20 protein-coding genes and 2 tRNA genes are annotated in these 20,213 nt (G+C 38.2%); 6 read left to right on the forward strand and 16 right to left on the reverse strand.

Annotation, left to right across the window (positions count from 1 at the left end):
- Both JEP36_RS14645 and JEP36_RS14650 read left to right on the forward strand, forming a co-directional pair.
- A partial coding sequence (locus JEP36_RS14645) for an MFS transporter (protein WP_198630391.1) occupies positions 1 to 383 on the forward strand: 383 nt, incomplete at its 5' end.
- Between the two features lie 158 nt (positions 384 to 541).
- Positions 542 to 808: a DksA/TraR family C4-type zinc finger protein gene (locus tag JEP36_RS14650; RefSeq protein WP_198620711.1), complete on the forward strand. Its 267-nt coding sequence runs from the start codon at positions 542 to 544 to the stop codon at positions 806 to 808.
- Positions 809 to 904: 96 nt separating this feature from the next.
- Here the strand turns inward: JEP36_RS14650 and JEP36_RS14655 are convergent, their stop codons facing one another.
- Positions 905 to 2,641: a pyridoxal phosphate-dependent decarboxylase family protein gene (locus JEP36_RS14655; protein ID WP_198620710.1), complete on the reverse strand. Its 1,737-nt coding sequence runs from the start codon at positions 2,639 to 2,641 to the stop codon at positions 905 to 907.
- 693 nt (positions 2,642 to 3,334) lie between these two features.
- Here JEP36_RS14655 and JEP36_RS14660 point away from each other — a divergent pair.
- A complete protein-coding gene (locus JEP36_RS14660; protein WP_198620709.1) occupies positions 3,335 to 3,784 on the forward strand; it encodes a hypothetical protein in 450 nt (149 codons plus the stop codon).
- A gap of 83 nt (positions 3,785 to 3,867) precedes the next feature.
- Here the strand turns inward: JEP36_RS14660 and deoD are convergent, their stop codons facing one another.
- From deoD to JEP36_RS14725, 13 genes are all read right to left on the reverse strand, one after another.
- Positions 3,868 to 4,584 carry a purine-nucleoside phosphorylase gene (deoD, locus tag JEP36_RS14665; RefSeq protein WP_100158856.1) on the reverse strand — a complete coding sequence of 239 codons (717 nt, stop codon included), beginning with the start codon at positions 4,582 to 4,584 and terminating at the stop codon, positions 3,868 to 3,870.
- Between the two features lie 77 nt (positions 4,585 to 4,661).
- Complete coding sequence (gene deoB, locus JEP36_RS14670; protein WP_099074519.1) at positions 4,662 to 5,888, reverse strand: phosphopentomutase; 1,227 nt, start codon at positions 5,886 to 5,888, stop codon at positions 4,662 to 4,664.
- A 66-nt stretch (positions 5,889 to 5,954) separates the two neighbouring features.
- Positions 5,955 to 7,277: a thymidine phosphorylase gene (gene deoA / locus JEP36_RS14675; protein WP_198626229.1), complete on the reverse strand. Its 1,323-nt coding sequence runs from the start codon at positions 7,275 to 7,277 to the stop codon at positions 5,955 to 5,957.
- Between the two features lie 70 nt (positions 7,278 to 7,347).
- Entirely contained in the window at positions 7,348 to 8,127 is a 780-nt protein-coding gene (gene deoC / locus JEP36_RS14680; RefSeq protein WP_109372968.1) for a deoxyribose-phosphate aldolase, read from the reverse strand.
- 519 nt (positions 8,128 to 8,646) lie between these two features.
- Positions 8,647 to 9,948 carry a NupC/NupG family nucleoside CNT transporter gene (locus JEP36_RS14685; RefSeq protein ID WP_109372967.1) on the reverse strand — a complete coding sequence of 434 codons (1,302 nt, stop codon included), beginning with the start codon at positions 9,946 to 9,948 and terminating at the stop codon, positions 8,647 to 8,649.
- Positions 9,949 to 10,290: 342 nt separating this feature from the next.
- Positions 10,291 to 11,085: a TatD family hydrolase gene (locus JEP36_RS14690; RefSeq protein WP_198620707.1), complete on the reverse strand. Its 795-nt coding sequence runs from the start codon at positions 11,083 to 11,085 to the stop codon at positions 10,291 to 10,293.
- On the reverse strand, positions 11,078 to 12,142 hold the full coding sequence (locus tag JEP36_RS14695) for a patatin-like phospholipase family protein (protein WP_198630392.1): 1,065 nt from the start codon (positions 12,140 to 12,142) through the stop codon (positions 11,078 to 11,080). The genes JEP36_RS14690 and JEP36_RS14695 overlap by 8 nt, the downstream gene beginning before the upstream one ends.
- 129 nt (positions 12,143 to 12,271) lie before the next feature.
- Positions 12,272 to 12,616 carry a BON domain-containing protein gene (locus tag JEP36_RS14700; RefSeq protein WP_198620706.1) on the reverse strand — a complete coding sequence of 115 codons (345 nt, stop codon included), beginning with the start codon at positions 12,614 to 12,616 and terminating at the stop codon, positions 12,272 to 12,274.
- Positions 12,617 to 13,198: 582 nt separating this feature from the next.
- The gene (prfC, locus tag JEP36_RS14705) at positions 13,199 to 14,788 is read right to left on the reverse strand and encodes a peptide chain release factor 3 (protein WP_109374372.1); all 1,590 of its coding nucleotides are present in this window, start codon (positions 14,786 to 14,788) and stop codon (positions 13,199 to 13,201) included.
- A gap of 277 nt (positions 14,789 to 15,065) precedes the next feature.
- The gene (locus JEP36_RS14710) at positions 15,066 to 15,302 is read right to left on the reverse strand and encodes a hypothetical protein (RefSeq protein ID WP_196564177.1); all 237 of its coding nucleotides are present in this window, start codon (positions 15,300 to 15,302) and stop codon (positions 15,066 to 15,068) included.
- The gene (locus tag JEP36_RS14715; RefSeq protein WP_198620705.1) at positions 15,302 to 16,144 is read right to left on the reverse strand and encodes a type IV toxin-antitoxin system AbiEi family antitoxin domain-containing protein; all 843 of its coding nucleotides are present in this window, start codon (positions 16,142 to 16,144) and stop codon (positions 15,302 to 15,304) included. Before JEP36_RS14715 ends, JEP36_RS14710 begins: the two co-directional genes overlap by 1 nt.
- A gap of 633 nt (positions 16,145 to 16,777) precedes the next feature.
- Positions 16,778 to 17,224 (reverse strand): ribosomal protein S18-alanine N-acetyltransferase, encoded by a 447-nt coding sequence (rimI, locus tag JEP36_RS14720; protein WP_109374374.1) that lies wholly within the window; start codon positions 17,222 to 17,224, stop codon positions 16,778 to 16,780.
- On the reverse strand, positions 17,193 to 17,603 hold the full coding sequence (locus tag JEP36_RS14725) for a DNA polymerase III subunit psi (RefSeq protein ID WP_023582915.1): 411 nt from the start codon (positions 17,601 to 17,603) through the stop codon (positions 17,193 to 17,195). Before JEP36_RS14725 ends, rimI begins: the two co-directional genes overlap by 32 nt.
- A gap of 129 nt (positions 17,604 to 17,732) precedes the next feature.
- Here JEP36_RS14725 and rsmC point away from each other — a divergent pair, with 129 nt between their 5' ends.
- The 3 genes from rsmC to JEP36_RS14740 all read left to right on the forward strand — a co-directional run bounded on the left by rsmC (position 17,733) and on the right by JEP36_RS14740 (position 19,127).
- Positions 17,733 to 18,749: a 16S rRNA (guanine(1207)-N(2))-methyltransferase RsmC gene (gene rsmC, locus JEP36_RS14730; protein ID WP_198620704.1), complete on the forward strand. Its 1,017-nt coding sequence runs from the start codon at positions 17,733 to 17,735 to the stop codon at positions 18,747 to 18,749.
- Positions 18,750 to 18,918: 169 nt separating this feature from the next.
- Positions 18,919 to 19,005, forward strand: a tRNA-Leu gene (locus JEP36_RS14735).
- 35 nt (positions 19,006 to 19,040) lie between these two features.
- Positions 19,041 to 19,127, forward strand: a tRNA-Leu gene (locus JEP36_RS14740).
- Positions 19,128 to 19,193: 66 nt separating this feature from the next.
- Here the strand turns inward: JEP36_RS14740 and JEP36_RS14745 are convergent.
- Together JEP36_RS14745 and JEP36_RS14750 are read right to left on the reverse strand one after the other, a co-directional pair.
- Complete coding sequence (locus JEP36_RS14745) at positions 19,194 to 19,457, reverse strand: DUF1435 family protein (protein WP_198620703.1); 264 nt, start codon at positions 19,455 to 19,457, stop codon at positions 19,194 to 19,196.
- A gap of 207 nt (positions 19,458 to 19,664) precedes the next feature.
- Positions 19,665 to 20,213: a GNAT family N-acetyltransferase gene (locus tag JEP36_RS14750; protein ID WP_198620702.1), complete on the reverse strand. Its 549-nt coding sequence runs from the start codon at positions 20,211 to 20,213 to the stop codon at positions 19,665 to 19,667.

Raw genomic sequence — 20,213 nt, forward strand, 5'->3', positions numbered from 1 at the left:
TCTTATTTACCATCGGTCGCTTTATTGGTGGCTTTATTAACCTTGCATTAGGTGATCGCAAAACGCTTATTCTGTTCTCTCTGATAGCCATTATTGTCAGCCGTATTTTTGTGCAAGATGTTGTTTATCTATTTATGGTGTTTGGTTTTGCATTATCTGTTCTATTTCCAACAGCCGCAGCGGTTGCTACAAAATTAACCAGCAAAAGTGGCTCTGTGATGGGATTGATTTATGTTGCTTCAGGATTGGGCGGAGCCTTAGCTGGTTCATTAATCGGTCAGGTTTCAGAAAGCTATAATGTTTCTGTTGGCTTTAACCTAATTATCGTATTCGTCGCCCTCTTCTTTATTATTTCTCTGTTTATTAGAGAACAAAAACAATAACAACGACGTATTATGCCTCTAAAATTTACCCCTCTGCATGAGGGGTTTTTTATTTCTCTTGCAATATCCTAAGACGCATTTCCCCTTTCTCTCTGTTGATTTTTTCACCAAAGCCCCAATAATAATGTTTATATTCACTGTTAAAGTAGGAGAATATGATGGCAAGTGGATGGGCTAATGATAGTGCTGTTCAAGAGCAAATCGATGCCACCATTGATGATGCAATTGCAAGAGCTCGCAATCAAATGACACACGGCGAAAGCGCTGCGTTTTGTGATGAGTGCGGTGAGCCAATCTCTGTGGCTCGGCAAAAAGCCGTTCCTGGCGTACGTTATTGTTTAAATTGCCAAGAGGTAATTGATAAAAAGAATAATGCCTTTAGTGGATATAATCGCCGTGGTAGTAAAGATAGCCAACTCAGATAATCTGCAACTATTATCATATAAAACAAAAACTGTACCTTAATATGAGTTTCCTCTACTAAAGTACAGTTTGTTTTATTTAATCAGACAAGGATTTAATTAGATTTTTGCAGCCTTTTTCCAGCTCATATTTTGACTCATTTCAGTTAAAATCTTCATGAAATTATCAATATGTGCGCGTTCAGTATTTGGGTTCATAAATACCGCTTTTTCACCTGGAAGATAAATATAACGGTTATTTTTTGCATATTTAGAACAAGCAATAGAATCAACCCAGTTAGTAAATAAGCCTTCTCTACCGCGCTGTAAGAAAAGTTTTCTATGCCACTGAGTATTGTGAACCATAAAATCATACGCTTCTTTGTCTGTAGCGCACGTTAACTCTAGATCAAAAGCAACATTAGGATCTTTCACTAAGTTTGGATCATACAATTTAAAGCCAACACTTGGCCCTTGGTTTTGTGGCACGATCACTTTTGCATTGCCCATCTCTAATAACTGATGGCGCATATAGTTCGCGTTTTGCAAACAGTGGGCAATAATAGTTTGGTAACCTTCAATGCCCATATAGTGCATCGCAGAATAAGCACCAAAAATACCCACACCACTACGTGTACATTCAATAGTTGATTGTAAGTGGGTTTGACCTTCTAATTCGTGCTCAAAATAGGTGAAGTTTTCAGGATCGTTTTCCAGTGCAACGAAGTCATTACCATTTTTCACTAGTACTAAGCTTGAGGTGTAAGGTACATATCCCCATTTGTGGAAGTCGATAGTGATAGAGTCGGCATATTTCAGATGTTTGAATTTCTCAACGTTCTGGCGTAAGCCTTCTAAAGTGACATCATTAATTGCTAGAGGGTTACCGCTAAAGTCATATTCTAAGAAGAAAATAATCGGCCAACCAACGGCAGCATCAACGTGGACATGTGGCTTAACAGGGATCTCAAATTCTTCACATAAGCGGTCACGTAATTCACAAACACCTTTCACATCATCGACACCAAAGGTATCTGTTGTGCCTGTGGTTAACATGATAGTTGGCACTTTACACTTAACAGTAAAGCAGGCTCTTAATTCACGCTCTAAGTGTTCTAGATTAATCGTATTATCTTCAGATACTTTAATACGGATCGTTTTGTTATCGACATCAACACCTAATAGTGCAAGGTTGGTCATGTTTGAATAGTGACCACCTTGAGAGTTAATAATGCGATAGTCTTGATCTGCTGCCATACCTAAATGTTTAGAATTTGGCATAGATTTGCGTAAGCCAAAAAGATAACCATATAAGTTACACATGGTGCCACCTTGAGTGAATACACCAGAGGCAACTTCAGGATCGTATCCCACTAATTTTGCGACTTTTTTGATCGTCACTTTTTCTAACGCATCAGCAACACCTGAATATTCGCAATACACCATATTAGGATTGCCCATTAATCCTAAGATTGATCCATAAACACCTGGATCACTTGGCATCGCAATAACGTTTTCAACAGCTAGTGGGTTTTCCCAGTTTTTACACAGTGTCGAAACTAACATCAGTAATTCATTAGGATCGTTTTCTGGGTAATTAATGTTTTGTTGGATTTGTGTATCTGCCATTAAACGTTCAAGTAATTGTGGCCCATTAGAATAACGCTGTAATTGGTCATTATCATTAGTCGTTGTTTTTCTAAACTGTGTAATCGATTGGATGGTTTTATCCTGAAATATCGGCCAATACTTCGGATCTCGGCTGAAAAAGTGAGCAATAACGTCGTGGTATTTCTTCTCAAATTCCGCATTTAGAATGTTAGCAGAAGATAGACCTAATAAATCTTGATTTTTCACTATATTCTCCAAATAGAAACCGACAAAATTTTAAATTGATTGCATAGCAATACTATACATTTTCTAATTAAATTAGTTAGTGCTTCATGCGATCGCATAGGTTCTGCTGGCAACCACATAAAACAAAATATTTTATTTAATATCAATACAATAGAAATTTTCGGAAAGTTAAATTTACAGATGTGATTATTTCATTTATATGCTTATGTGACTGACATCACAATGAAAATAAAGATAAAAACAAAAATAATCACCTGCAATACTATTAACTATTTGAAATATAATCAAAATATAACAATAGAATGCTAACCAACTGATATTACTGAATTCTTAATTTAATTAATTGAATTAATCTGTTATTTCTACAATTGGCACAGTGAAAATTACATTTAATTTAATTAAAAAGAACAAAATCAAAAGAAATCACTATGATATTTTTCATAATTAGCAAATTAATTCTAATTTTAACTATTATTAGATATAAAATATTGGATAAGGCTGGTTTGGCAGATAACATTCAATGAAAAAATAAACAAAGAAATTATCACAGTTGATTATTCTGGAAATAAAACAAATATTGGTTAAAATGAAAATTAGTAACTTGGCTAAATAATCAGAATATTCACTCTACATATTTTGTTTTCTTTGCCGATACTTAAAGTAATAGAGTAGGTAATTAACGGAGAACACAATATGAAAGCACATATGGCTATTGTTGCTGTATTCGTATTATTATCCGCAAGTGTCCATGCTGAAGAATTTACCTGCCAACTTGAAAATGGTAAGTATGTCAGTGTATCCGCTGAACAGGGAAAACCCCCTGTGTATCGTTATGGCACACTTGCTAAAACAGAGATAACACTACCAGTACCTCAACAACCCAATAATAATGTCTTTTACGGGCATCAGATGTTTGTTGCAGGGGCATCGACTTATGTTCGATTTAAGAATGGGAACTACAGCTACGTTGTTTACGACGGTGAAGGTAGAGGATGGCAATTTAATGGTGTTATTGTTTATAAAGACAATAATATTATCAGTAAAAAAGAGTGCAAAGGGCCATTAACACCAAGCCTGGATAATTTAAAAAATTACTCAATTAAAATGGATCCTTATTTAGAAACCTATATTTATGCACCTTAATTTGCCATATTATTGATTAGACATAAAAAAACCCAATTCAAAGAATTGGGTTTTTACTATTATTAAGCAACGAGATGTATTGATTAGTCTTCTAATAACAGAACAGATTCTAATGCAATTTCAATCATTTCGTTAAAAGTCGTTTGACGCTCTTCTGCTGTAGTTTGTGTCCCTTTTTTGATGTGATCAGAGACAGTACAGATAGTCAGTGCTCTTGCACCATATTCAGCAGCAACACCATAGATACCAGCAGCTTCCATTTCAACACCAAGGATGCCGTATTTTTCCATAACATCAAACATTTCTGGATCTGGAGAGTAGAACAGATCAGCAGAGAAGATATTACCAACACGAACTTTAATATCTTTTGCTTTAGCTGCAGATACTGCATTTTGAACTAATTCAAAATCTGCAATAGCAGCAAAGTCTTGGTCTTTGAAACGTAGACGGTTAACTTTAGAGTCTGTACATGCACCCATACCGATAACAACGTCACGTAGTTCAACGTCTGGTAATACCGCACCACATGAGCCCACACGGATGATCACTTTTACGCCGAAATCAGTAATTAATTCTTTTGCGTAAATTGAGCAAGAAGGAATACCCATACCGTGACCCATAACAGAAATCTTACGGCCTTTATACGTACCTGTAAAACCTAACATACCACGAACGTTATTTACTTGACGGACATCTTGTAAAAAAGTTTCAGCGATGTATTTAGCACGAAGCGGGTCGCCCGGCATTAAAACGACATCAGCAAAATCGCCCATTTCTGCGTTAATATGAGGGGTAGCCATAACTCTTCCTTTTAATTGATCTTTTTACTATTTAAATATTATTCGGTAGGTATATTGCTATACCTACCGAAATAAAATTAGAACATCGCTTTACCGTAATCGACTGGTGATAAACCGAAGTATTTCACAACAGTTTGACCGATATCCGCGAAGGTTTCACGATGACCTAATGAACCTGGTTTAACTTTAGGACCATAAACCAGAACAGGAATGTGCTCACGAGTATGATCAGAACCTGGCCAAGTTGGGTCGCAACCGTGGTCTGCTGTTAAAATAAGAATGTCATCTTCTTTTACCAGTTCCATCAGTTCTGGTAAGCGACGATCGAATAACTCAAGTGCTTCACCATAACCTACAGCATCACGACGGTGACCGTAAGAGGAGTCAAAATCAACAAAGTTGGTAAAGACGATAGTGTTATCACCCGCAAGTTTCATTTCTTCAAGTGTCGCATCAAACAGAGCATCAATACCCGTTGCTTTCACTTTCTTAGTGATACCTACGTTTGCGTAGATGTCAGCAATTTTACCGATAGAAACAACGTGGCCTTGTTTTTCATCAACCAGTTTTTTCAACATAGTTGGTGCTGGTGGCTCAACCGCTAAATCATGACGGTTACCTGTACGAGCGAAGTTACCTGGTTTGTCACCGATAAATGGACGCGCAATAACACGACCAATGTTGTAATCGCCTTTGTTTAGTTCATCACGAGCAATTTCACACAGCTCATATAATTCATCTAAACCGTAAGTTTCTTCATGACATGCAATTTGGAATACAGAGTCAGCAGAGGTATAGAAAATCGGCTTACCAGTTTTCATATGCTCTTCACCCAGTTCATCCAGAATCACTGTACCAGATGCGTGGCAGTTACCTAAGTATCCAGGTAATTTGGCACGTTTAACGATGTTTTCTAACAGCTCTTGTGGGAATGAATTTTTCAGTTCTTTGAAGTATCCCCAATCAAATAGAACAGGAACACCTGCGATTTCCCAGTGGCCTGACGGAGTATCTTTACCAGAAGAGATTTCACTCGCGTAGCCATAAGCACCGATAATATCTGCGTTTTTGTCTAAACCGATAGGGAATTTACCTGTTGATTCTTCCGCAGCTTTACCTAAACCTAAACGGCAAAGATTAGGTAAATGAAGAGGACCTTTACGGCCGTCTCTATCTGCTTTACCGTCAGCAAACGCTTGTGCGATATGCCCTAAAGTGTCTGAACCTTGGTCACCGAATTTCTCCGCATCACCGGCAGCACCGATACCGAAGGAATCTAATACCATGATATGTACACGTTTCATAATTCTCTCTCCTGTGTCATTCTCCGTAGGCTACGGATATGTCACTTATAAATCGTAATTGAGTTCTTATTCGCTGATTTGGCGGTACACCATTGGTGAAGCTTCGCGTTTGCTGTCACCAATTACCATCGCTTTACGGACTTCAGCCGCAGCTTCTTGCCATGATTTTTCACTGTTAGCATGGATCATTGCTAAAGGTGTATCTGTATTGATCTCAGCACCAAGTGCTGCGATGTCGCTTAAGCCAACACTGTAATCAATAGCATCAGTCGCTTTACGGCGACCGCCACCTAATGTCACAACAGACATACCTAATGCACGTGTATCCATTTCTGTGATGAATCCTGTTTTCTCAGCGAATACAGGTTTACTTAATACCGCAGTTGGCAGGTATTTATTGTAGTTTTCAACAAAATCAGTTGGGCCTTTCTGTGCTGTAACCATACGACCAAAGACTTCTGCTGCTTTACCGTTATCCAACACATCTTGCAGTTTTTGGCGAGCTTGTTGACGATCATCCGCTAAACGACCTGATACTAACATTTCAACACACAGCGCCATAGTGACTTCAAATAGACGTGGATTACGATATTCGCCTGTTAAGAATTGAACCGCTTCACGAACTTCAACCGCATTACCTGCGCTAGAAGCTAATACTTCGTTCATATCAGTTAACAGTGCAGTGGTTTGACAGCCAGCGCCATTTGCTACTTGGACAATTGACTCAGCCAGCTCTTCCGATTTTTGATAAGTCGGCATAAAAGCACCCGAGCCAACTTTAACGTCCATCACTAATGCATCTAAGCCTTCAGCTAATTTTTTACCTAAAATAGATGCAGTGATAAGCGGGATTGAATCAACTGTAGCAGTAATATCACGGGTAGCATAAAAGCGTTTGTCAGCAGGTGCTAATGAATTAGTTTGTCCAATGATGGCAACGCCGACATTGCGAATAATGTCGCGGAATTTCTCATCATCAGGGAAAATATCAAAGCCCGGTATTGCTTCAAGCTTATCTAATGTTCCGCCTGTGTGGCCTAATCCACGACCAGAAATCATAGGAACATAACCACCACAAGCAGCAACCATTGGCCCTAACATCAGTGAAGTAACATCACCCACACCACCGGTTGAATGTTTATCAACAATTGGGCCATTTAAGTTTAAGCTTTTCCAGTTCAGTACTGAACCGGAATCACGCATAGCTAATGTCAAAGCAACACGCTCTGGCATTGTCATGTCGTGGAAATAAATAGTCATTGCTAAGGCAGCAATTTGACCTTCAGAAACAGTATTATCTCTGACGCCATTAATGAAAAAACGAATTTCTTCCTCAGTTAAAGGATGACCATCACGCTTTTTACGAATAATCTCTTGGGCAAGAAACACTGCAACCTCCTGGTTTTATAGCATTGGTAACGCCCACAATAACGAAAAGTGGGCGTATTTCACGAATGGATTAGTAACCACTAGACGATTTTTGTTCGCCATGACCTAAAGTGGCTAATAAATTACCTAACAGGCTTGACGCACCAAAGCGGAAGTGACGGGCATCAACCCAGTTGTCACCCATAATGCGGTTAGCTAATGCAAGGTATTGAGCAGCTTCTTCAGCGGTACGTACACCACCCGCTGGTTTGAAACCAACTTCTTTGCCAACACCCATATCGTGGATCACTTGGATCATTAACTCAGCGCTTTCCAGTGTTGCATTTACAGGTACTTTACCTGTGGAAGTTTTAATAAAGTCAGCACCTGCTTTGATTGAAATTTCAGATGCTTTACGGATAAGCGCTGGATCTTTCAGCTCACCCGTTTCAATAATTACTTTCAGTAAAGCACCCGCGTCTGCACAAGCTTCTTTACATGCTTTAACGATATCAAAACCGATTTGCTCGTTACCTGCCATAAATGCACGGTAAGGGAAAACTACGTCAACCTCATCTGCGCCATAAGCTAATGCCGCGTTGGTTTCTGCTAATGCGATATCTAAATCATCATTACCATGAGGGAAGTTAGTTACGGTTGCGATACGGACTTCTGGAGTACCCTGTTCGCGTAACACTTTACGTGCTAACGGAATAAAACGTGGATAGATACAAATAGCGGCAGTATTCCCTTCAGGGCTTTTAGCCTGATGACACAATGCAGTCACTTTTGCATCAGTGTCGTCATCATTTAATGTAGTTAAATCCATCAAAGACAGCGCAAGGCGCGCTGCAGCGGTTAAATCTGTCATAAAACTCTCCAACGATGTTTCTCAAGCCCTTTTGGGCGTACGCTTAAGGTTAGCGATTAAATTTGTTGGCGAGCGGACTTGGTTCCTTGAAGATGTTGTTGTAACTTGTGCTACAACGACAGCTGAGCTCCCTCTCACCGCGCTATGCTCACTTCGGCGACCCGTCATTGAGCCTTCGCCATTCCATGAAGTTTCAGCACATCTTATTTGAACACGCTAAGGAACAATTAGATGTGCTTTACGTCACACTAATCAAATGCAACTTGCAAACAATGACATATAAGTGTGACCAACATCACAATTAGGTCATTTTCTGGTTTAATGTTACTCGAATAACGCCTCTAAGTCGTCTTTATAACGCAAAAAAAGCGAGATCAATATGAAATGATATCGCTATTGACCCTATTCAATACAAATTGCGAAATATCTCTCACAATAAAAGTAGTTAACATTACAGCAGAAAACAAACATAAAAGAGCAGACAGGCAAAACCCATCTGCTCTTTATAATCAAAATCAATTAAGCAGCAACAACAGCCATTGCGGTTAATGCAAAGAAGAAACCTGCAATCGTCGCACTCATTAAGTTAGAGAGTGTACCAGCAAGTACGGCTTTCATCCCTAAACGAGCCACGTCTTTACGGCGATTTGGAGCCATTCCGCCTAAACCACCTAGCAGTACAGCAACGGAAGAGAGGTTAGCAAAACCGCACAGTGCAAAGGAGATAATTATCTTTGTTTGCTCTGATAAGATGATTAAGCCTGATGCAGCAACTTGAGCTTCATCTTGTAGATATTTGCTAAATTCAGAGTAAGCATAGAATTCATTAATAACTAGTTTTTGACCAATAAATGAGCCAGCAACGGTCGCTTCACTCCAAGGTACACCGATTAAGAAAGCAATAGGTGCAAAAACCCAACCTAATACTAATTCTAATGAGAAATTCTCATAACCAAACCAGCCACCAATGCCACCTAAGATACCATTGACTAATGCAATTAACGCAACGAAAGCAAGTAACATAGCACCGACGTTAAGTGCCAGTTGTAGGCCTGAAGATGCGCCAGCTGCGGCCGCATCAATAATATTTGCTGGTTTTTCTTCATCGGTCATTTTATCCAGCGCATCTTTTTGATCGTCTGGCGTTTCTGTTTCAGGGATCAACAGCTTAGCAAAGAGTAAACCACCTGGTGCTGCCATAAATGATGCCGTAATCAAATACTCTAATGGCACACCCATGCTTGCATATCCAGCAAGAACAGAACCCGCAACAGAAGCAAGACCACCACACATAACAGCGAATAACTCAGAGGTTGTCATTCTTGCAATATAAGGACGAACAACAAGCGGAGCTTCGGTCTGACCCACAAAGATATTGGCTGTTGCAGACATCGATTCTGTACGTGATGTACCAAGGACTTTTTGTAAACCACCACCAAGAATCTTAATCACAATTTGCATAATGCCGAGGTAATACAGCACAGCAATTAAAGAGGAGAAAAACACGATAACAGGCAGTACGCGTAGGGCGAATACGAAACCGCCACCACCAAACAACTCGAACATTTTATCTGATACTAGGCCTGCAAATAGGAAGCTCATCCCATTATTGCCGTAATCAATAACATTCTTAACACCATCAGAAACCGCAAGAAGCACTTCGCGACCACCGTCGGAATAAAGAACAAATGCACCTAAGCCAATCTGAATAAGGAATGCGCCACCAACTGTACGTAGTCTAATTGCACGTCGATTGCTGGAAAATAGAATGGCTATCAATATTAATGTTGCCATTCCGACCAAGCTCATAATGAGTTGCATTGAAGGATCCCTGTTCACATAAAAATTTAATGGATTATCAATAATGCTCTAGCCTGAGATTATTGACTCTTTTTGCCAGATAATTATACCTAGTCCAGAAAAAGAACCCTCTATATCCATCACAAATAGCGCTTGAAAAAAGCAACACAAAACCCACAAATGAGAAGTAGATCACATAAATAAACCTAAAAAACGCACTTATTGAATAGGCTAATTTAAAAAAAATATCATTCGATTAACAAATGATGGCTTTAATCTTAAATAGCAGAAATAAATGAACGTTTTATTTGTATAAGTACAATTAAAATAAGGCGTATTTTTAATCTTTTTGATTAAATAAGTTTAGGATAAAGACGAGGTGTTATCTTTTAATCGGAATAATTGTAGGCTATTGAGATAGAGTTGCTCTGCGATCACCTCTGGTGATCCTTGACGCAGCTCACAGAGTTGGGAAAAAACGTTCTGAATACGCTCAGGGCGATTAGGTTCACCTTGAAAACCACTCACAGGCATATCAGGAGCATCTGTCTCTAATAACAGATATTCTAGTGGTAACGAGGCAATTGCGCGGCGAGTTTTTTGTGCTCGCTCATAAGTAATAGTTCCACCAACGCCAATAAAATAGCCTTGCTGAATAAACTTTTCTGCCTGTTGCAGACTTCCTGCAAAACCATGAATAACCCCTTTGCGAGGCACATCATAACGGCGTAAAAGTGCGCTTAACTTATCGTGGGTTTTACGTGAATGTAGGATCACAGGCAAATCAAATTCAATCGCTAGTTTAAGCTGTGCAATTAAAAACGCCTCTTGCTTCTCAGGCTGAGGATTATCCATATAGTCATCAAGTCCTATCTCTCCGATGGCAACACAACGAGAAGCTGTTTTTAATTTCTGTTTTAATTCTAAGAGATGCTGTTCAGTGTGCTCTTCAATATATAAAGGGTGTAACCCCAATGCACAATATAATTGATGATGATTATTCGCTAACTCTGCAACAACATCAAAATTCCAACGTGCAACGGCGGGAATAATTATTTTTTCAATATGAGCTTGATGTGCTAGTGACAAGCTGTTGGCAATATCATCATAAAAAACCGGAAAATCAAAATGGCAGTGAGTATCAATAAATTTATTCATTCTGAATTTGCCTCACGTCAGGATGTACGCTCCGAGTTCCTTGTTGAATAATAGAAGCATTCTCCGCTTTATCAGCCTTCGCTTCTTGTTCAAACAAACTAAAGACTTTTCTATCGTACTGTTTGAATTTTTTCTTAGAAAAATGCTGGCCAATTGTCGCCAGAAAATAACGCCCGCAACGTCTACCCACATGATAATCATGATTTAATGCATTTAAACGACTTCCTAATGCACTAGATTGCAATGTAGTTGGTGGATATATTTCAATAACAACAATATCTTCTGGGGGAGATTGGATAAATTTAATTGTGTCGGTATAGGTTTCGATATGGACTTGAGCCATCGCCATAAAGCGCTGTAAACGGCTATTTTCAAACCATTTTCCCATACGCTCAACCCATTCTGTTGTATATTGATATTCAGAAGGAACGGTACGAACAACGACAATAGTACGACAACCACGTCGATAAGCTTCTCTCACAGGAATAGCATCGCTGATACCGCCGTCATGATAAACAACATCATGAAATAAGACACCATTACGATAAAAAGCAGGAATGGCACTGGATGCTTTGATTATCTCAAGCCAAGTCGGTTCATCGGGCTGAAAATAATTTGCCTGAAAATTATCAGAACGACTTGCCACCATATAAAATTCGCGACCCGCATCAAAACGGCGTAATGCTGTTGGCATATCAAGAGGCATTTCTTTAGCCGTTGTTTCTATATACCAATCAAGATCGAGTAAATTACCGCCACGAACAAAGCGAATAGGATTGAAGAATTGATTATTGGTTGTATAGCGATTAATAATTTTACGTGCATACCCACGCTGACCACAGGCAAAAGCAGATAAATTTTGCGCTCCCGCAGATACCCCAAGTAAAATATCAAAGGGATCAAATTGTGAACGCATAAATTCATCAAGAACACCCGCAGTAAAGATCCCGCGTTGCCCCCCGCCTTCACAAACTAAAGCAACTTTACCTTGTGGCAGTGATGATTGAAATTCGAGTGCCGTAATATTATTTAATGTGACAGGTATATACTTCCCCATAATGTCTCCTTTATACAACTTAACAAAGGATACCCTCACATTTTTTTGGCGTCATTCTTTTTACGTATTCATATAAATAATTTAGACAATATCTTCTTAGAAGATGACGAATATAAAAGAAAATCATGTTTATGATTTGATATTTACATCTGAGTCTACGCTTTTAACACCTGCAATTTTTTCAATAACTTGCAATATTTTTTCTTCTTGCGCTTTACTATCAACAAAACCTGAAAGAAAGACATGCCCAAATTCAGTACGAATAGAAATATTGTCACTATCGATATCTTGCATTGCCAATAGCGTATCTTTAATTTTATTAGAAATAGAAGTATCGCTTAGATTCTGCCCTGTGTTATTCGTTACAGTATTAATTTCGCTATACCACGATGTTTCGGCTGACGCGCCCATACTGAAAAAAGTTAAGCCCATTGACATTACTAACGCTAATTTTAGCGTTTTATATTGTTTCATTGCTCTCCCCCTAATCACAATAACTGCGATAGGAAATATGTGTATTTTTAATATGTGTATTTTTATTAAGTACTAAAAAATTTTAACAAACTAAGCTATTACACTAATAATCTATTGGCATTTAATAAAGCAAAAAATAACAAATAAAGACTAATCCTAATGATTTTATTCTATTAACAACCCATAAAATTATAAAAAATTTTACATTTATTTATAAATAAGTATAAAAACGAGTATAATTTTAGCAGAAAAAAAAAAGAGTAATTCCGAATGAAGAAGGGCTTTGGGCAGGATATTCAGGGTATACAAAACGAATTTGATAGAGAAATCGAGTATCTCACAGAGTGTTATTGTTAAATAATGTGCAATGAGGTAAAAAAACAAAAAAGGCTATATTAAAAATATAGCCTTTTCATTGAGTTAAATATTCAAATAACAGCCCCCTTACTCTAAATAATTCAAGGTGCAACTAGGCGACAAGCGAATGAGTCGCTAGGAGCATACATCAGTATGTGACTAGTGCGAGTGAACGCCACAGTCAACAACGTTGCAGCTTGAAGTATGACAAGTAAGAACGAGTATTTAGTGTTCACGGGTCTGATGGAACTCAACCTCAGGATAACGCTCACGCGTTAAATTCAAGTTGACCATCGTTGGTGCGATATAAGTTAAATTATCGCCGCCATCAAGTGCCAAGTTTTGTTCATTTTTACGTTTAAACTCTTCGAGTTTTTTCTCGTTATTACATTCAACCCAGCGTGCTGTTGAAACGTTAACGGATTCATAAATTGCTTCAACGTTATATTCACTCTTCAGTCTTGCAACAACCACATCAAACTGAAGCACACCCACGGCACCTACGATTAAATCGTTATTTGCCAATGGTCTAAAGACCTGTACAGCACCCTCTTCTGATAACTGTACCAATCCTTTAAGTAACTGTTTCTGTTTTAACGGATCACGTAAACGAATACGGCGGAACAATTCTGGGGCAAAGTTTGGAATACCTGTAAACTTCAGGATCTCACCTTGAGTAAAGGTGTCACCAATTTGAATGGTTCCGTGGTTGTGAAGACCAATAATATCCCCAGGATAAGCATGCTCAACATGAGAACGGTCACCCGCCATAAAGGTTAATGCATCTGAAATTACCACATCTTTTTTGAGACGAACTTGATGCAGTTTCATGCCTTTATCATACATACCAGATACAACACGTAAGAATGCAACACGGTCGCGGTGTTTAGGATCCATATTTGCTTGGATCTTAAAGACGAAACCTGTGAACGTTTCTTCAGAAGCGGTAACTTTACGCACATCGGTTTCGCGTGGCATTGGTGCTGGCGCCCATTTTACAAGGCCATCAAGCATATGGTTAACACCAAAGTTACCTAATGCTGTACCAAAGAACACTGGAGTTAATTCGCCAGCTAAAAATGCCTCATGATCAAATTCATGAGAAGCACCTAATACTAATTCTAATTCATCACGTAATTGACTTGCTAAATCATCACCAATAGCTTCATCAAGCTCAGGGTTATCTAACCCTTTGATGACACGAGAATCCTGAATAGTGTGACCTTGACCTGTTTGATAAAGATAAGTTTCATCTTTCAGAATGTGGTAAACCCCTTTGAAGAGCTTTCCGCAACCAATAGGCCAAGTAACTGGGCTACACGCAATTTTTAATTCTGTTTCAACTTCGTCCATGACTTCCATTGGATCACGAATATCACGGTCGAGTTTATTCATAAAGGTCAGAATTGGGGTATCACGTAAACGTGTTACTTCCATTAACTTACGAGTACGATCTTCGACACCTTTAGAGGAGTCAATGACCATTAAACAGCAGTCAACTGCGGTTAAAGTACGATAAGTATCTTCAGAGAAGTCTTCATGCCCCGGGGTATCTAATAAGTTAACTAAGCAATCTGCATAAGGGAACTGCATGACTGAGGTTGTAATAGAAATACCACGTTGTTTTTCCATTTCCATCCAGTCAGACTTTGCATGCTGATTTGAACCGCGGCCTTTTACGGTTCCTGCACGTTGAATTGCTTGTCCGAATAACAACACTTTTTCAGTGATGGTTGTCTTACCCGCATCGGGGTGGGAAATAATGGCAAAAGTTCTACGACGAGCAACTTCTTGCTGAAAAATAGGATTAGACATCAATGGTGATCTTCTAGTTGATAGACGAGAGAATGTAAAACACTGATATATTGCTATAAGTAACAATTAAAGTGACTATAAAGACATTCAACCCGTAAGTTAATCTTAATTGGCGCTTATTTTCGCCTATCTTGTCAGTATAAACAATCAATGGTTGCGTAATTGGTTACCATTTCTACAATTTAAACTGCAATACTCGATCTTGTAACAGTTAATATTGTAACAGGAGCACGGCATGGAAGTGTTCAACACGACATAAATGTCTATTTTTTAGAAATCATATACCGAGAACATCTTTCAGCTTTTCTAGGGCTTGTGCATGTTTTTCATTCGGCATTCTTGCCAAATTGATTTGTTTCCATTTGATGGCAGGAAGCTCACTGGCTCCATCCAAGCTGAGTAAAGACCAATTGGGCTTTCGATTTTTAAAGGATAGCAAAAAAGCCTTTTCAATATTGGTCAGTCCTTGGTGAATGAGGTCTACTAGGCGCACCCTTACGGCTTCTAGTTCCACTAAACTGATCCTTTACTTGCCAATGCCATATGCTGAGGTACTGTTATTAGATACTCTGTATCCAACTTTCCACCTTTAGCAACAACACGTTTACCTGAGCCTAAATCGTAATTTTCTACATTTAACTTATCAAACCAAGGATAAGCTTGGCGTTTTGCAAGCCAAAAGAACAAGCGTTTGGCCTTTACGCTTTTACATGCTTTTAAGAGCGTATCAAGCTTTCTTGGAGATAAGTTCACCAACCCCTGCATTAACTCATCGGCATGTTCAAATGACTCACTTTCAGGCAAACCCACCAACACCTCCAATATGGCTTTTTCCGGGCATGAAAAATACACAGGTGGCAATTGCTCTTCCCATTTATACTCTTTAACAAATGCTCTATCTTTGAATAAGCTATCAGGCCAAAGTTTACTTGTACTATGCCCTTCGAACTTAATTGGTAATGACAGTCTCGCAAGCCAGGAGGGAAGCTTTCTCGCTGCATATAAATGAATATGAGGTGTACTCCCTAATGACAAATATTGTGACAAACCAGATATGGAAAGCGCTGACAATCCACCTACCACAACAGGCGGAAGTTGTTCATCTACACTTTTACCCATCATACGCTGCATAGAAGCTACTACGCCTTCCCAAGTGACAGATCGGGAATACTGGCTGTAAACACCTGTAGCTAGTAGCAATAACGTATCGGTTTTGACAGCGTTATCTAATGAATGCGCACTCAAGCCCTGCTCTGCAAGCCATTTCTTTGTAGCTAACATGCCATAAGGTAAAAGAGTTTTAAGAGACTGTTTATAAGACTCTTTCACCGTTTCTCGCAGGGAATGACTAATCATTTCTAAACACCAAATCCTTTCTCTAGTTTATCTTTTTATCATTTTACGGCGAAAATCGCCGTATAATAGCCAATTTTTAAACCCACACTACTAAAACCTAGAAGGCTTACTTAGTTCAGTCTGCGAGTAACATCTGCAATGCTTTGGTTTGTTTGCTTTGTAAGAACCAATCTAACTATCGCCTCATAGAGTAACCTTGTTTTCATTGAAACTCTCAGCATACCGATGTTTACTAAAAATTTTACAAGTTACCTTTTTGAGCTACTAATAAAGCAAAGAATTAGCCTATTTATTTTCGGTTAAAATTGGGATTGAATATAAAAACCAAAATAAATACACCTTTATTTAGATTTAATTTTTCTATATTTAGAGATCAATCACTTTATTTAAAACAAAAATAAATACTCAATTTACTTATTTTAAATACTATTCACCTTTTTAACACCGTGATAATCACCTAGTGTTTTAAAATTAAACGATGACAAAAGTGAAATTAACTTTATAAATTTACATTAAGTAAAAATAAAGATAAATTTTAAATACAATTAATAAAAAATAAAATTCTAATACTTTAAATAAAATAAAAAACGCCTAATAGAAGGCGTTTAAAATTTAACTTAAATAAAAATTTAATTAGAAAGAAATAGGATAAGCCATGATAATCGCATCTTCATTCCCCGTCTTTGTTGGGTAATAGTTTTTGCGTTTCGAAACGAAATTAAATCCTATAGATTCATAGAGATTGAACGCTTTTTCATTAGATTCTCGCACCTCTAACCACAAGGTGGTGATATTTTTTTTCTCAAGTTTTTCAATTAGTTCTAGTAAAAGCGCTTTGCCATAACCTTTTCCCTGATAATCAGGATGGATTGCAATATTAAAAAGTGTTGCCTCATCTAATATTAATTGCGTAATTGCGAAACCTACAATAATATTATCAATGCAAATTTTCAGATTAAAATAATGACTTCCTTGGTTACTATAAAATGTTTCTTCACTCCAAGGGAATGAGTGACTTAATTTTTCAATTTGCCATGCTAAAGGTAAATCAGCAGGGTTTAAGAGTGAAATGGTCTTCATATTGATAGATTTGTTTCCAAAGATCGCGTTTTGCATCAGCATCAAAATATAACTGATGTAATGAAGGGCTTCTCAGAGAAGTATATTCAGAGGGAAGTATGAGATCAGTGCCTAATAACCAGCAGGGAAGATCAAATGATTCTGTGAGCATGCTCACATCATCTGTTGTAATACAATAGATTTCGTCTTTATCTATCCCCATGGCGCTAAAAATATCAGAGAAAAGCCCGTTATTTAGATCAACGGTATCATCAGTAATGATAAGTAAACGTGTTGTATCCGGAAATTGAACAGAATGCTCGCCTTTTAACACAGCAGGCTTACGAAGTACCCACTGACGAATTCCAAGTTGGGATAACATTCTGTCTTTACGGCTCATTATGCTTACCTATCAAGTGTAGAACAACGGTACATAGTATCAGAGGGCATAAACTACGCCAATAAATAGCGTCGGTTTCTTTATATCTGATATCATGCGTCTCATGTTTTTTAAGGAGTAATAATCATAATGTCCTCACTGTCCCCTGCTAGCGAAGTTATTCTTCGTCACCTAGATCATTTCGCAGACAGGCATGTACTTATTGCAGGTGATCTTCAAGATACTTTCGCGGCGCAAATTCAGGCGAAAAGTGTCAGAGCATATACCAACCAATATCACCAATGGCTACCATTACTAAAATCAATGGGTGATAACGTACTCTTTGGTTTAGTTGCTGATCAATCCTTTGTGAAATATTGCAATACCTTGATCTATTTTTGGCCTAAAAATAAAAACGAAGCCACTTTCCAACTGCGTAGCCTTTGCTCTAACTTACAAGTGGGTACTGAAATCTTTATCGTCGGTGAAAACCGTAGCGGTGTTAAAAGTGCCACAGAATTAATGAACGGTATCGCTAAACTTAAAAAAATAGATTCAGCACGCCGTTGTAGCTTATTTTTTGGTACTCAAACATATCAAACACTGTTTGACCGTAATAACTGGTGGCAAACTTATCGCCATGACGATCTTACTGTAATGGCATTACCGGGTGTATTTAGCCAAAATGCATTAGATGAGGGTAGCCGTTTATTACTATCAACTTTTGATGATGCAATGGTTGGAGATTTACTGGATATGGCATGTGGTTGTGGTGTTCTTGCTACTGTACTTGGCAAGAAAAACCCAATGTTGAAACTAACACTGTGTGATGTGAATGCTGCGGCAATTTCTTCTAGTATCGCTACCTTAAACGTGAATGAATTAGAAGGTCGAGTGATTGCAAGTAATGTCTATTCAGCAGTTGAAGAGACTTATGATTGGATAATCTCAAACCCACCTTTCCATGATGGTTTAGGTACAAGCTATGAAGCAGCTGAAGATATTATTCGCCTTGCACCAAATTATCTAAAAAGAGGCGGTAAATTACGCATTGTGGCGAATTCATTTATCCCTTATCCAGATATACTGGATCATGTATTTGGCTCTCATGAAGTGCTTGCATCAACAGGTAAATTCAAAGTTTACCAAGCAACTAAAAAAGAGTAATCACAAGCCCTGTTATAAATAACAGGGCTTTATTTTTGGACTGATTTTAAGTAATGCTCCAAGGTGTTTTATTTTTCATCACCAAGATAATTTATTGATAAAAAATAATTGACGCCAAAAATAAAAAGCATAAAATTCGCCACCTATCTGCACAGATGATGTTGATATTGCGAGAGTGGCGGAATTGGTAGACGCGCTAGCTTCAGGTGTTAGTGTCCTTACGGACGTGGGGGTTCAAGTCCCCCCTTTCGCACCAAACAATTTGTAGAGCAAAAATGATTGAGTAAAACTGCGAGGATGGCGGAATTGGTAGACGCGCTAGCTTCAGGTGTTAGTGTTCTTACGGACGTGGGGGTTCAAGTCCCCCTCTTCGCACCACTCAATGAGCCTTTATTTTTTCCTTGTAATAACACCCATTCGATTACACACCGAGTATTCTTTTCTCTATCCATGATACGCGACTAAAAGTGTCATCAAACTGTAGGTTAATACAACGCCTGCGGGGATCATTACCCACATTTGTAATTTTTTATGGAACAGCATCAAGGTTGATAACAGCATTGAAACCACTAAAACCAGCGTAAAAGCGGATGTTCCTGCAATAGAATGCGTGATCACTGTTAGTAAAGAAGAAACCGCCAACATTTCCCATAAACTAATGCGAGATGTCCAAGACGTAACTGGAGATAAGCGCGTTGATTTAGCCATAATAACTCACCATTAATGATAATGATTTTCATTATTATATATAACACCTATGCTAAATCAACTTATATAAAGAAAAAAACCTACCTTATATCCTTATTTTTTAAATGGTTATGTGTATTCTTTAGTCTCAGGCATAAAAAATGCCTTATCATTTTCACGATAAAGCATTTCATTTTATTATGTTGTTATCATAGTCAATAAACAAAATTAAGCGTTATTTGGCTCGATAAAATGAAAGACTAAATGAATATCTTCAGGCTCTCTTTCATAAAGCTCAGGATCAGGAATATCAATTAAACGACACCCTAAATGCTGATAAAAATTCACGCTATTTTCAGAAGGTGTTGATGAGATATATAATCCACCAGCCCCTTTTTTCTTCGCATATTCCACACAATAATCAAATAATATTCGTGCCAAACCTTGCCCACGTTGCTGGTGGCTAACATGTAAAAAAGAGAGTTGAAGTAAAGTGCCATTTTGACCCCGTTTTTGTGGATCAACACTTGCCGCCGCGACCAACTGATCTTGTTTAAAAACACCCCAAAAAGGCGCTCCTCGATCAAAACTTTCAAGTAAAACAGGTGTGTAATGTTCTGATTCACCTTCTGGCCAACCTTTCATATCAAAGCGTTGCTCTGATAAAAGCAATATTCCTTCTTTTAAGACATATAGCTTTTCAATAAGCTCGGTTCTATCAATTGCCCATACTTGTGGAATTTCATTTCGTGTTAATTGACGAATAATGTATTTCAT

The sequence above is a fragment of the Proteus sp. PR00208 genome, from assembly GCF_016238545.1.
GTDB lineage: Bacteria > Pseudomonadota > Gammaproteobacteria > Enterobacterales > Enterobacteriaceae > Proteus.

Excerpts from the sequence above, each read along its gene's own strand:
- JEP36_RS14700 (WP_198620706.1), bottom strand. The coding sequence starts at position 12,616 with ATGAAACAATATAAAACGCTAAAATTAGCGTTAGTAATGTCAATGGGC.
- JEP36_RS14695 (WP_198630392.1), bottom strand. The coding sequence starts at position 12,142 with ATGGGGAAGTATATACCTGTCACATTAAATAATATTACGGCACTCGAA.
- deoC (WP_109372968.1), bottom strand. The coding sequence starts at position 8,127 with ATGACAGATTTAACCGCTGCAGCGCGCCTTGCGCTGTCTTTGATGGAT.
- rsmC (WP_198620704.1), top strand. The coding sequence starts at position 17,733 with ATGTCCTCACTGTCCCCTGCTAGCGAAGTTATTCTTCGTCACCTAGAT.
- JEP36_RS14745 (WP_198620703.1), bottom strand. The coding sequence starts at position 19,457 with ATGGCTAAATCAACGCGCTTATCTCCAGTTACGTCTTGGACATCTCGC.
- rimI (WP_109374374.1), bottom strand. The coding sequence starts at position 17,224 with ATGAAGACCATTTCACTCTTAAACCCTGCTGATTTACCTTTAGCATGG.
- JEP36_RS14750 (WP_198620702.1), bottom strand. The coding sequence starts at position 20,213 with ATGAAATACATTATTCGTCAATTAACACGAAATGAAATTCCACAAGTA.
- JEP36_RS14660 (WP_198620709.1), top strand. The coding sequence starts at position 3,335 with ATGAAAGCACATATGGCTATTGTTGCTGTATTCGTATTATTATCCGCA.
- JEP36_RS14650 (WP_198620711.1), top strand. The coding sequence starts at position 542 with ATGGCAAGTGGATGGGCTAATGATAGTGCTGTTCAAGAGCAAATCGAT.
- prfC (WP_109374372.1), bottom strand. The coding sequence starts at position 14,788 with ATGTCTAATCCTATTTTTCAGCAAGAAGTTGCTCGTCGTAGAACTTTT.
- JEP36_RS14685 (WP_109372967.1), bottom strand. The coding sequence starts at position 9,948 with ATGCAACTCATTATGAGCTTGGTCGGAATGGCAACATTAATATTGATA.
- JEP36_RS14725 (WP_023582915.1), bottom strand. The coding sequence starts at position 17,603 with ATGAGCCGTAAAGACAGAATGTTATCCCAACTTGGAATTCGTCAGTGG.
- deoD (WP_100158856.1), bottom strand. The coding sequence starts at position 4,584 with ATGGCTACCCCTCATATTAACGCAGAAATGGGCGATTTTGCTGATGTC.
- JEP36_RS14690 (WP_198620707.1), bottom strand. The coding sequence starts at position 11,085 with ATGAATAAATTTATTGATACTCACTGCCATTTTGATTTTCCGGTTTTT.
- deoB (WP_099074519.1), bottom strand. The coding sequence starts at position 5,888 with ATGAAACGTGTACATATCATGGTATTAGATTCCTTCGGTATCGGTGCT.
- JEP36_RS14715 (WP_198620705.1), bottom strand. The coding sequence starts at position 16,144 with ATGATTAGTCATTCCCTGCGAGAAACGGTGAAAGAGTCTTATAAACAG.